The 12,893-nt window shown below is 61.4% G+C and carries 8 protein-coding genes; 5 read left to right on the top strand and 3 right to left on the bottom strand.

What is annotated here, in order from left to right; all coding sequences use genetic code 11:
• The first annotated feature begins 72 nt into the window (after positions 1-72).
• The 3 genes from D8676_RS04360 to D8676_RS04350 are packed head-to-tail and all read left to right on the top strand — an operon-like array spanning position 73 to position 5,548.
• Positions 73-1,842 carry a type I secretion system permease/ATPase gene (locus tag D8676_RS04360; RefSeq protein WP_121579576.1) on the top strand — a complete coding sequence of 590 codons (1,770 nt, stop codon included), beginning with the start codon at positions 73-75 and terminating at the stop codon, positions 1,840-1,842.
• Positions 1,839-4,181 carry a cadherin-like domain-containing protein gene (locus tag D8676_RS04355; protein ID WP_121579575.1) on the top strand — a complete coding sequence of 781 codons (2,343 nt, stop codon included), beginning with the start codon at positions 1,839-1,841 and terminating at the stop codon, positions 4,179-4,181. The genes D8676_RS04360 and D8676_RS04355 overlap by 4 nt, the downstream gene beginning before the upstream one ends.
• A 35-nt stretch (positions 4,182-4,216) precedes the next feature.
• Positions 4,217-5,548 carry an HlyD family type I secretion periplasmic adaptor subunit gene (locus tag D8676_RS04350; protein ID WP_121579574.1) on the top strand — a complete coding sequence of 444 codons (1,332 nt, stop codon included), beginning with the start codon at positions 4,217-4,219 and terminating at the stop codon, positions 5,546-5,548.
• A gap of 201 nt (positions 5,549-5,749) precedes the next feature.
• On the opposite strand, the gene D8676_RS04345 is transcribed toward D8676_RS04350, so the two are convergent.
• Together D8676_RS04345 and D8676_RS04340 are read right to left on the bottom strand one after the other, a co-directional pair.
• Positions 5,750-6,418: a response regulator transcription factor gene (locus tag D8676_RS04345; protein ID WP_121579573.1), complete on the bottom strand. Its 669-nt coding sequence runs from the start codon at positions 6,416-6,418 to the stop codon at positions 5,750-5,752.
• A 412-nt stretch (positions 6,419-6,830) separates the two neighbouring features.
• A complete protein-coding gene (locus tag D8676_RS04340; RefSeq protein WP_121579572.1) occupies positions 6,831-7,466 on the bottom strand; it encodes a recombinase family protein in 636 nt (211 codons plus the stop codon).
• Positions 7,467-8,316: 850 nt separating this feature from the next.
• On the opposite strand from D8676_RS04340, the gene D8676_RS04335 reads away from it, so the two are divergent.
• Together D8676_RS04335 and D8676_RS04330 are read left to right on the top strand one after the other, a co-directional pair.
• Positions 8,317-11,169 carry an autotransporter outer membrane beta-barrel domain-containing protein gene (locus D8676_RS04335; protein WP_121579571.1) on the top strand — a complete coding sequence of 951 codons (2,853 nt, stop codon included), beginning with the start codon at positions 8,317-8,319 and terminating at the stop codon, positions 11,167-11,169.
• 651 nt (positions 11,170-11,820) lie between these two features.
• The gene (locus tag D8676_RS04330; protein ID WP_121579570.1) at positions 11,821-12,264 is read left to right on the top strand and encodes a MucR family transcriptional regulator; all 444 of its coding nucleotides are present in this window, start codon (positions 11,821-11,823) and stop codon (positions 12,262-12,264) included.
• Positions 12,265-12,282: 18 nt separating this feature from the next.
• On the opposite strand, the gene D8676_RS04325 is transcribed toward D8676_RS04330, so the two are convergent.
• On the bottom strand, positions 12,283-12,822 hold the full coding sequence (locus tag D8676_RS04325) for a recombinase family protein (RefSeq protein WP_121579569.1): 540 nt from the start codon (positions 12,820-12,822) through the stop codon (positions 12,283-12,285).
• Positions 12,823-12,893 lie beyond the last annotated feature (71 nt).

The raw sequence follows: 12,893 nt of genomic DNA, 5'->3' as shown, positions 1-12,893 counted from the left end.
TCCGTCCCGGGGGCCGGTTTAAATCCGGTCCCCGGTTTTGTGCTCAACAGGCTATCCGGGGGGAAAGCCGTCATGCGTTCAAAGGATCCGGTCACGGCGTCAAAGCGCAAGAGCGCGGAGAAGCTGACAAAAGGTTTCACGAGCATCTTCGTCTTCCTGTTCGGGATGTCGGGAATCATCAACATCCTTGCGCTCACGGGCGCGTTCTACATGCTGCAAATCTACGACCGCGCCCTGTCGAGCGGCAGCATTCCGACCCTGCTCGCCATCTCGGCGCTGGCGATCGGTCTCTATTTCTTCCAAGGGCTCTTCGACGTCATCCGCTCGCAGATACTGGTGCGCATCGGCGCGCGCCTCGACCGCAACGTTGCGCCGATGGCCCACCAGGTCGCCGTCGACATGCCACGGTTCGGCTTTTCGACGGCGGAGGCGCTGGAGCGTGGTCGCGACGTCGACACAGTTCGGGGCTTTCTCGGCAGCCAGGGCCCGATGGCGCTGTTCGACCTCCCCTGGGTGCCGCTCTTCCTGGCCTTCGTCTACGTGCTCCATCCATGGCTGGGTGCCCTGACCCTGGGCGGTGCCTTCGTGCTGACAGCGATTACGATCACCACCGAACTGATGACTAGGCGGCTGAGCAGCGCCACGCATCAAGCCGCCGTCACCCGGAACGCGATCGCGGATTCCAACGCGAGAAACGCAGACATCCTCAAGGCCATGGGCTTCGCGGGCCGCGCGGTCGCGCGCTTCGGTCAAGCCAACGAGGATCATCTGGAGCTGCAGACGCGGACCAACGACATCAGCGGCACCTTCGGCGCGATCTCGCGGGTCCTGCGCATGATCCTGCAATCGGCCGTGCTCGGTATGGGCGCGTACCTGACGATCCGGGGAGAGCTTACGGCTGGAGCGATCATCGCCGCGTCGGTCGCGTCGGCCCGGGCGCTCGCCCCGATCGACCTTGCCATCGGCAACTGGAAGAACGTCGTCCAGGCCCGCACCGCCTTCGGCAGGCTCAAGGAAACGGCCATGGCGCTCGCCGACGGCAACGAGCCGATGGAACTTCCCGCGCCGAAGGCATCGCTCAAGGTGGAAAACATCACCGTTGCCGCGCCGGGATCGGGACGCGTGCTGCTCAGCGAAGTGAGCTTCGAGCTGAAGGCCGGGCAGGCGCTTGGCATTGTCGGCCCGAGCGGTGGCGGCAAGACCACGCTTGTGCGGGCACTCACGGGCATCTGGTCCGTCCTGCGCGGCAGCGTCCGTCTGGACGATGCCGAACTGACGCAATGGGACGACGAGGCCCTTGGCCAGTTCGTCGGATATCTGCCTCAGGAAGTGGCGCTGCTCGACGCGACCATCGAGGAAAACATTTCCCGTCTTCAGGAACGGCCCGATGCGCGAGCGATCGTCGAGGCCTCGCGCGCAGCGGGCGTTCACGAGATGATCGTGCGGATGCCCGAAGGTTACCGCACGGAGCTGGGACCGCTCGGCGTTTCGCTTTCGGGCGGCCAGCGGCAGCGCATCGGCCTTGCCCGCGCGCTCTTCGGCAGCCCGTTCGTGGTCGTTCTCGACGAACCAAACTCGAACCTCGACGGTGAGGGCGAAGCCGCACTGACATCGGCGATCGAGGCCATCAAGGCCCGTGGTGGCATCGTCGTGGTGATCGCCCACCGTCCGAGTGCGCTTGCGGCGGTCGACCTCATAGCGGTGATCCAGAACGGCCGGATGACCGCCTTCGGGCCAAAGGAAGAGATCATCGGCAATGCGCCACGCCGCGAAGCGCATTCCCCCGAAGCTCAACCCAGGAAGGAGACGCTCGCCAGGGTGTCCGCACGGGTATCGGCATGATCGACATCAGAGGCGCGAAGGCGCAAGCGCAAGAAACCGATCCCGCCGATCGGTACGTCTTGAAGGACGGGGAGAAGAAGTCGAAGACCCCCGCCATTGTGACCATGTTCCTGCTGGGCGTGGCGCTTTACCTGAAGTCGGTGTTCCCCAGCTTGACTGAAGCGGTAGAGGGCAAACGCCCGGCCGACGGGGAGCCCGAGGGAGAACCCGAACCGGGAATGGCACAAACCGCCTCACTGGACCGTCCCGCCCTCGACCCTGAACCCACCGGCGGCACGGCGACGGAGGGAGATAGCCCCCGAGGTTCAGGCGGCGGGAACGTCGAACTTTTGCCCCCCGCCACATTCACGCGCATCGAATCCCCGGTGGTCGGATACTTCCAACCGGAAGTGACCGTCGACTGGACAGGCTTCAAGGCACCACCCGCGATTGGGGCGAGGACTGCGAGGGCGGCCAACGACAATCCCGGCGGCGGAACCATCCCCGGCGGCGATTTCCCGCCCGTTACCGACGGCCCCGGCGACGGGGACACCGATCCGGGAGGCAACGGCCCCGGCGATACCGATCCGGGTGACACGGACCCAGGCGGCAATGGACCTTGCGGCGGATGCCCCGACGAAGACCCGTGTGACGATGACGAAGACCCGCAATCCGGCAACCGAACCCCACGGGTGGCGGGTCCGGTCTATCTTATGGACGTTTCGGGTTGCGCAATCCTCGCTATCGGACTGACGGACCTTCTGCGCAATGCCGTCGATCCCGATGGCGATACGCTTTCGGTCCGGAACCTCACCGTGTCTTCCGGCACCCTGACCCAATCTGGAGACGGTTGGGTCTTCCAGGGCGGGCCGCAGCTGTTGGGTCCGGTGACAATCACCTACGAGATAACCGACGGCGAATTCACGGTCTCCCAGACCGCCCACTTCTCGGTCGTCAAGTCATACATCGGAGGAACCGGCGGAGACGACACGCTTCTCGGAACCATGTGTGCGGACGATATCGACGGCGGCGACGGAGACGACAACATCGATGGCCGCGCAGGGAACGACGTCATTGCCGGAGGACGCGGAGACGATCATATCGTGGCCGGATCGGGCAACGATACCGTGTTCGGCGGCGCGGGCAACGACATCGTCTTCGGCGGAGCCGGGAATGATCATATCTCCGGCGGCGCGGGCAATGACAGGCTCTTCGGCGACGATGGCGACGACGTCATCTTTGGCGACGCCGGCGACGACCTTCTGAGGGGCGGAGAGGGCGACGATCTTTTGTCGGGCGGCGCAGGGCGGGACATCTTGAAGGGTGACGCCGGGGATGACGTCCTCGACGGCGGCGATGGCAATGACGAACTGCATGGGGGAACCGGGAACGACGTTCTTGTCGATGGATCAGGCGAGGATGCCGTCTACGGCGGCTCGGGCGACGACCATCTGATCGCGGCTCTCGACGGAAGCGACGACGTCTATGACGGCGGGGAGGGTTGCGACACCATCGATTATTCCGCCTCCACGCAAGGCGTCTCGATCGACCTGGAAGAAGGGATCGCCTTCGGCGCAGAAACGGGAACCGACACGATATCGGGTTTCGAGGCCGCGTCCGGCGGCAGCGGCGACGACGAAATCACGGGAAACAGCGGCAACAACGTCCTCTCCGGGAATGGCGGTGACGACCGGATCGACGGACAATGCGGTCACGATGTGATATCCGGCGGAGACGGGAACGACCTCCTGATCGACGGTTCGGGCGAGGATGTCGTCTCTGGTGGTTCGGGCGATGACTATCTGATCGCCGCCCTCGATGGCGACAACGATATCTATGACGGCGGGGAGGGCTGCGACACGCTCGACTATTCGGGGACGTCCGAGGGCGTGACCGTCAATCTCGTCTCCGGAACCGCCTGCGGACTGGAAATCGGCGACGACGCAATATCAGGCTTCGAGACGGTGCAAGGAGGGTCTGGCGACGACCATTTCGTGGCCGGAGGAGAAGCTGCGGTGTTCATCGGCGGTGACGGGGAAAATACTTTCGAGTTCGTCCCCGCGGATGCTCCCTCGCCCAGCCCGGTCATACACGAAATCATGGACTTCAAGGCAGGCGACCGCATCCGCATATCCAAATACGACATCTTCGAAAAGATCTGTGACGAATTCGAGGACCGTTTCGAGGACATCTACGGCGACGGCTTTGACGACGATGAAGTCGCCATAAGGTACCGCAATGACCGCACCGACGAGGTGGACCGGACCATCATCGAAGCCGACCTCAACAATGACGACATCTACGAAACAACCATCACTTTGAACGGAAACCATATCCTGATCATGGTCGAACACGCGTGACCGCCAGCGTGTGGACGAAACGGGGGGGCATTGGCATGAAGAACGACAAGACAGAGCTGGCGATAACGCCCGCCAGGAAGCGGGAGAGAACATTCAGTGTCGTACCGCGCGTCGTCATGGGAGTGACGCTCTGCTTCCTGCTCGTAGGCGGCGTCGGTGGTTGGGCCGCGACCGCGCAACTGACGGGAGCGGTGATCGCGCAGGGGTCGGTAACCGTCGACCAGAACCTGAAGTCGATCCAGCACCGCGACGGCGGCATCGTCTCCGACATCGCGGTCAGGGAAGGGGATGTCGTCAAGGCGGGCCAGGTTCTTATCCGGCTCGAGGATGCGCAAACCAAGGCCGAACTCTCGATCGTGCGTTCACAGCTGATCGAATTGGCAGCGAGGAAGGCCCGGCTGCTGGCGGAGCGCGACGCGCTGGAGGGGATCGAATTTCCGGCAACGCTGGATCTCGACCATCCTGACACAGCCTTCACGGTCAACGGTGAGAGGAGGCTTTTTGACGGCAACCGCACCAACCGCGAAAGCCAGAAACAGCAGCTGGAGCTTGGCATCGAGCAGATCGGCGAAGAGATCAAAGGACTTGAGGCGCAGCGCACGTCGAAAGACGACGAGATCGCACTGCTCGAAACCGAGCACAAGAAGATCAAGGGCCTCGCGGAGAAGAAATTGATAGAGGGCAACAGGATTTACACATCCGACCGCGACAAGGCGCGCCTGATGGGCGAACGCGGCGAGATCGATGCCGCCATTGCCCGCGCGAAAACCCGCATGAGCGAGATCCGGCTCCAGATCATCTCCATCGACGAGAACGCCCGCACCGAAGCGCAGCGCGAACTGAGCCTCGTTGAAACGAAGATGTCAGAGTTCAACGACCGCCGCACGGCGATCGAGGACCGCCTTGCCCGGACCGACATCCGTGCGCCGATCTCGGGAACGGTGAACGAACTCAACATCCATACCGTGGGCGGCGTGATTACTCCCGCCGAGGTGCTGGTCACGATCGTGCCGGCCGATGCCAAGCTCAAGGTTGAGGTGCGGCTGGCCCCGGCCAGCATTGACCAGGTTGCAGTCGGCCAGTCCGCCAGGCTCCGCTTCTCGGCCTTCAACCAGCGCACGACGCCGGAGCTGGATGGGAAGGTCGTTCACGTATCTCCCGCGACGTCACGCGATCCGGCAACGGGTGAAACTTACTATCTCGGCGACGTCCATGTTTCCGCGGAAGAGCTGGCGAAGCTTGGCGACGATACTCTCCTGCCAGGCATGCCCGTCGAGGTCTACGTGACCACCGAGGAACGGACCGCAATCTCGTATCTGGCAAAGCCGCTTTCTGACCAGTTCAACAGAGCCCTCAGGGAGCGGTAGGAAGCTGGGCGGCAGTCACTCCCCCCGATAGCCGCCCAGCTTCGACCTTTCGGACACCCACATCACTGCAAAAGCCGGGAACCTCCACGCCTTGTCGCGCAGCGGGCGGCCGCTCTCTGCGCGACAAGGCGTGGTAGGACCACGCGGACATGCCGGGCCCCGGACCAGAAGCCCAAGTCCAACAGACTTTCGGGATGACTTTCAATTGAGCAGGTGCTGACCTGCTGCAGGGTTGACGTTCCGCATGACGAGAGCCAGTTCAAGCCTGTTGCTGGCCTCGAGTTTCTGCATGAGGATAGTCAAATAGTGTTTAACCGTCTTCTCGCTCAGGCCCAGCCCTTCCGCTATCTGCCGGTTGGTTCTTCCCTTCATCAGAAGGTTGCCGATCTGGACTTCACGGACGGTCAGTCCTTTGGAGCGGATCGCCGCCTTATGGATGGCTGCCGCCCTCAGGGAAGTGATGACCTTGGTGGCGATCTTCTGTGTAATGAAGGTTTCTCCGTCCAATATGGACTTCACCGCTTCGCGAAGCTCGTCAGCCGTGCTGGTTGTCGAGACATATCCCGCGGCACCGGCCTCGAGCGACCTCACGGCATGCTCGACACTGGGCGCGGACGCAAAGACACCAACCTTGGTACCCGGACTTTCCCGAACGATTCTTGAGATCGTGCGGGTCCCACGGTCTTGCTCGTCCGAATCCAGCAGGACCAAATCCGGCCGTCTTCTGACGATCTTGTCGATTGTTTCTGCTGAAAGAAGACCGAAATCCATCAACGCCAGCGAATCGGCCCCTCCAAAGATGCGGATGAGGCCTTCGAGCATTATTGGTTGGTGATTCAGTAACGCAATTGTTCTCTTGATTGCCACCATGTGGATTCCCCCAAACCCCAGGGTGAGATTACAATATTCAACATCCGCAAGGCAACAATTATCCTAAATGATTGGTTAACCCAAACGGAGTAGGCGCGTTCCTTGAACTCAGGACGACTAGAGAGAAGCGGCAGGGATTGCCTTCAAACTTTACTCGAAGATTTGAATCTCATTGTCGTGAACCAGATCGAAATCGGTCTCTTGCACCGGACTGTCGGCAAGCCGCCCCGGCTCTGCCGTTGGTTGGAAACGAACGAAGGCAAGTTTCGAGCGTCGACGGAAGCACCCCGAACGGCGACAATGAGGTCGCTTGCTGAACGGCAGCTATCCGCCGAGAGCGCCCAGAACCGGCCGGTCCGCAATCGGCCCCATTTCGGTCGTTGACCCTTTGTGGCGTTCATGGCGACGACGGCTACAAGCCCCACAACGCGAGAGCCTTTTCCGAACCGGCACGGTCGGTTCTGATGCGTAAGATTGATTGTCGCGTCAGACCGGTTTCCGCTGAGATGACAGAAGCACCTTCACCCGCGTTGAGCATCGTAACGACCTTGTTGAACTGCGCGCGCGTATAGCTCGGCTTGCGACCACGATATGTTCGAGGATCGCCTTTGGCTGCTGCGATACCGGCCCGCTGAGCCTCCTTCGTCGCCATGGCCTGAGCTTCTGCGGTCGCAGCCATAAACGCGATCAGGGCGTCACGCACTGCCTGCTGAATAGGGTCTGTGGTCGATCCATCGAAGGTCATGCCATTTATGACGGTCTTGATCACCACGCCGTCTCGCATGAAGTGTCGAATGCTGTCGGAGACGTCGCGGTAGTCGCGGCCTAACCGATCGACCCATCGGACCACCAAAGTGTCTCCCGGTGCCAGCAGGTCGTATAGGCGTTTTCCCTGCGGTCTATCTGCCAACCTGGTCGATACACCCGAGACACCGTCGTCAGCGACCACTTTGTCGATCTTAAACCCCGCAGCTTCAGCCTGGTCGCGTTGATGATCGAGCGTCTGGTCGGCGGTAGAGACGCGGGCATAGAGGACGGTCTTCGTCATGGACAACTCCTGTACGGAAGAGTGTTGTCCATTAGCTAGCCTGTACGTGATCAAAATCAACCCGTGCGTACGCACAATTCGACCGCACGTGCTATGTACGCATTGCTACGCCGTGTCAGGGGCCGGAACCCGACCGGCAGCTTTCGAGCGCAGTCTGCGACAAGCTGCCGTTCGCAACGACGATCGCGTACAACATCCAGAAGCCCGATCGCGTGCTGCGATCAATTTCGTCGGCATTGAGGTCTCAAGGCGGAGTTGATCCACCGGCGCGCGCTGTGCCGCAGTATCGAAGCAGTCGAGTTCGCCGACCCATTTAGCAGGATGGGACTGTTCAAAGGGATGGTCGCCCCGCTTGGCAACATTGGTTGATAACTCGGGTTGAGCCGGCTGATGATGGGGGAAAATGAGTTGGCTGCTAGCTTGGGCAATGAGGTAGTCGGGCGATAGGACCACTCTACGAACAAGCGTGCTGGTTGCAGTCGGGAATCTTCAGGACTTGGCGAGAACGTGTCGGCGCAACTATGCAGCCCACCCCAGCACAGTATGCAAATTTGCTGCCATGGGAGGCAGTGAGCCAGGCGAGAAACATCCAAGGGGCTGCTGCCCTGCTTTTTGTTCCGTGAATAGTTCGGAGGTGCAAGCACTCGAAGCGGCGACGCCAGAGTATAGGCAGCAATACTTCAAGCTATTCCTAGCAAACCCTTATTTAGCTGGGGCTAATCAGTATTGTGTCGAATAGGAGGTAATTCGTTAAGTATGCCGCCCACACGACGCTGAATTGTCGCTTGTCAAATATTGAAACAGATATATCGTCGCGAATCTCAGGCAGTGCATACAAGGAATCGGAATAATGCAGACACGCTCGGGCGGGGGCGCTTCGAACACCACATTCAACCGAAAATACCAACTTCTCGCAGGCGTGTGCGCAGCGGCCCTCGCGGGGGGAGCTACAATCTCGACGGCACGGGCGGCGAACTTCGAGGCTTCGAACGAAACGGAGCTGTACCAGGCGATTGCGGAAGCCCAGGCAAGCTCCGATGCGGCATCCACCATCACGCTTACGGGCAACTTTGCGATCACCAACCCGCCGCCCTCGATCGCTGGAAAGGCGATCACCATCGAAACGGGCGTCAACACGCTCACGCTTGCCTCCGGCCAGGCCTTCGATGTTGGCGGTGATGCCACGTTGACCCTGTCCGGCAATGTCCTCGGTTCAGGCGTGTTGAATACGGGCATACTGCGCCAGGATGGTGGGGGGCAGCTCGTGTTCGACGGCGTGACTGGATCCGGCATCACCAGAATCGATCTCAACGGCGGTCACACGCTCGTCACCGGCGGCAGCGAGATCACGTACGGGAATACGAACGCCACTGCGGGCCAGATGCAATTGGCGGGCACCGGCGAAACGGCGAGTCTGACCGTTTCCGGGCAGGGAACCCGACTTGAAGCGACCGGCACCAGTTTCCTTGACGTCAGCGCCGGGAGTGAATCCTATGGAACGATCACCATCGAGGATGGCGGGTATTTTGGCGCAGCGAGTGCTGGGCTGCGGTTTTTTGGTACTTCCACCAGTCTGAGCAATGCTGAAGCCAACCTTCTTGTGACAGGGCAGGGATCAACGCTTTCGGTCTCGTCTTTTTTTTCCGGCAGCGGGACGGGATATTACACCGTCCGTGACGGCGGCCAGATCAACGTGGGTTCTCTGCGGCTCGGCACCGCCGGCGCGTCCGTGACATATGAAAGCGGCTGGTCAACGGTAGAGGTGGTTGGCGACGGTTCGCGTTGGGACTCCACCGGAATATTGGAACTTTCTCGCGGAACCCTTTCGATCCTCGACGGCGGGGTCATGACCGGAACGGGGATAACCATTGCGCGTCCGAGCCGCGGTGCCACCGAGTTCAGCGCTCTCATTTCCGGCCCCGGGTCGGAGTTGAGAGGGGATACCATCGCCGTTGGAACCGGCGGCAAAGGTATCCTGACCATCGCCGATGACGGCAAGGTGGTGGTGGGCGGCGGCGGCACCGCCCTTGTCCTGGGCGGCTCGGATGCGGACAGCGACGCTACGTTGAACATTGGCGGGGCGGCTGGCGAGGCGGCAGCTGCCGGCACTCTCGAAGCGTCGGCGGTCACGCTTGCGGCAAGTGGCGCGATCAATTTCAACCACACCGAAACCGGATATGTCTTCGACCTCCCGATCAATGGCGGCGGTGAAATCAACCAGCTCGCCGGGCGCACCATCTTCAACGCCGACCAGACCGGCTTCACCGGTCTCGCCAGCGTCTATGGCGGCATGCTGGAGGTGAACGGCATCCTCGGCGGCGCTATGGATGTCCGCGGCGGCATCCTCGCCGGCATCGGTTCGGTCGGCAACACGCAGAACTTTGCTGGCGGGTCTATCGCTCCGGGTATCAACGGCATCGACACGCTGACTATCGACGGCAACTACACGGGCAATGGCGGCGTTCTACAGATCGAAGCAGAACTCGGCGACGACACCTCGCTGACCGATCTCCTGTTCATTACCGGGGATTCGATCCTCGGGAGCGGCGCGACACAGGTCTTCGTCACCAATCTCGGCGGTGCCGGCGCTGAGACAACAGGCGACGGCATCAAGATCGTTGACGTGGAGGGTGCGTCCGCGGCCGGCGCCTTCGCGCTCGGCGGCCCGGCGATCGGGGGTGCGTACACGTACAATCTGTTCCAGAACGACCTGACCGGCACACTGGACGATGGCGACTGGTATTTGCGCGCCGACGGCCTCGCACCGACCGTACCGGTCTACGAGAACTATCCGATCGTGCTGCTTGGCCTGACCGAACTGCCGACCCTGCAGCAGCGCGTCGGCGACCGCTACTGGCCGGGCGGAAGCGAAGACGCTGCGGGTTATGCTGGCCCGCGCAATCTCTGGACCCGCATCGAAGGCGCGCACCGCCATGCCGAGGGGCAGTCGACGACCGGCACCTCCTACGACAGCAACCGCTTCCTCCTGCAGGCTGGCATCGATGGACTGCTCGCCGAGAACGGATCGGGAATGCTGGTCGGCGGCTTCAACGCACAATATGGACGGATCGATGCCGACATCTCTTCCGACCTCGGCAGCGGCGACAACTCGACCGACAGCTACGGCGTCGGCGCGACGCTGACCTGGTACGGTAACGACGGGATCTATGTCGACGGACAGGCCTCGGTAGCCCGCCTGTCGAGCGACCTTTCCGCCGATGGCGTCGGTGAGCTCGCTGACGGCAATGACGGCGTCGGCTACGCCTTCAGCATCGAGGCCGGCCGGAAGGTGCCCGTCGGCGGCAGCTGGTCGGTCACGCCGCAGGCGCAACTCGCCTACACCTCAGTCGATTTCGACGATTTCACCGATCCCTTCGGTGCGACCGTCTCAATCGATAACGGAGACAGCCTGAAGGGCCGGATCGGCCTTGCGCTGGACTACGACGCGGGAGCCGGCACGGATCGCAGCCATGTCTACGGCATCGCCAACCTGACCTACGACTTCCTCGACGGAACGGCGGTCGACGTGGCTGGCGTGAATGTCGCGTTCGAGCCGGATTCCTTCGGTGCGGAGCTTGGCCTCGGCGGCACTTATCGTTGGGCCGGCGGCAAATACGCGCTTTACGGGGAAGCGCTCGCTTCCACCAGCTTCGAAGGCAGCTACGGCGTCAAGGGCACGCTCGGCTTCAGCACGACGTTCTAGGCAGTGACGGCCCCTAACCGGACGGGATAGTGATGGGTTGGGACGCGGCCTCTCGAGGCGGCTTCCCGACCAACTTCACCTACGGCAGCTCGCGCGTCGGTATCGTGAGCGCCTCAGTCGACCAGGTTGCGTGAACAGCAATCGCGCGATTTGGCGCTTACTTCCTCCACAGCAGTGGCCGATCATCTCTTTGGTGGCCATCGGCCGTAGACTTCCGGGAATGCAGCCAGAAGCGCCGCGTCGCTCCCCGATCAAGGCAACGGGCTTCCCGTGCCGCCGCAGACCTACGGTGCTGAGAAGATGAAGGGTCGGAACGCGAGGTGTGCCGTCAGGAGATGATGGCTGGCGAGCCGGGTAAAACGCCGGTCAGCAGTTATGCAGGATGTTCCGTGGGTCGGGTAATGGTGAGTGGTACCCCTCGACGGCGTCTCCCACGGGACGCTTGTGGCACAACCTCGCTCGTGACACGGCTATGTCTGCTTCTGGAGGTCGGCAGGGAACGGCCGAATGACGGATATGGGGGCGCAAAGCAGCCAGTTGCCCCTAGTCGCATAAGGGGCCTTCGGGTCCGGCTTAAGTCCCTTCCTCCCCCTCACATATTGCTCACCGACCTAAAAATCGGTAAGCGGCGACAGCCGTTGGGGAAATCGCATGTCCGTTTCAGAACTTTTCGCAAATTACACTGAACTCACTGCCGACATCGTATCGGCATACGTCGCAAACAACTCAGTACCAGCGGGGGACCTCGCGGAGTTGATTGCGACTATCCATCTAGCTGTATCCAGTCTTTCGCAACCGCCGGCACTTGTGGCTGACCCCCAGACTCCGGCAGTGAACCCAAGACGTTCGGTGCATCCGGATTACATCATTTCGCTCGAAGACGGGAAACGCTTCAAATCGCTGAAGCGTCATCTTATGACACACTATGGGATGACGCCGGAAGAATACCGCCTGAAGTGGAATCTTCCCGCCGACTATCCGATGGTTGCCCCGAACTACGCGGCGGCACGTTCTGAGCTTGCCAAGAAGATGGGGCTGGGACGCAAGCGGGGCACGAAGGTCAAGGCGAAAGCAGGCAAACGGAGCAAGCGCTAGCTGCCTGCGTGGCTAGCATCAAGTCTGTGCGGCCACCCTGTAGACGGTAGATCTGGCGACGCTGAACCGCTTTGCTACTGCCGACGGTTTCTCGCCACCAGCCAATGCCGCAACGATGGCCTCGCCGTCGACCGAGACCGGCCGGCCCTTGTAACGACCTTCCGCTTTCGCCTTGGCGATGCCCTCCAACTGGCGCTCCCGGCGTGAGTCTGTTTCGAACTCGGCAATCGCTCCGAGCATGTTGAACATCAGCCTGCCCGTCGGCGTGCTCGTGTCGATACTTTGCTCGGTAACGACGAGATCGACTTTCTTGGCTTGAAGCTCCTTTGCGATCGTATGCAGATCTAGGACAGAGCGCGCGAGCCGGTCGAGGCGGGTCACTACGATAGCATCTCCCTTGCGAGCGAACTTAATCGCATCGGCCAATGCGGGGCGCCCGTCTCGCGTCGTTCCGCTCGCTATGTCAACGAACAGCTCCTCAATGTTATGCTTGTTCAGGATGTCGACCTGAGCCTCATTCTGCCCTGTGGAAGAAACACGCGCGTAACCGATCTTCATCGTCCCAGTCCGGTATTGTCTAAGACAAAACAGGAATAGTGTCCGATAAGTCCGAAGTCAATTCAATTCGG

This window comes from Mesorhizobium sp. YM1C-6-2, assembly GCF_003666685.1.
Classification (GTDB): Bacteria; Pseudomonadota; Alphaproteobacteria; order Rhizobiales; family Rhizobiaceae; genus Mesorhizobium_K.
The sequence above is the reverse complement of the archived record's forward strand: the minus strand, read 5'-3'. Positions and strand labels throughout refer to the sequence as shown.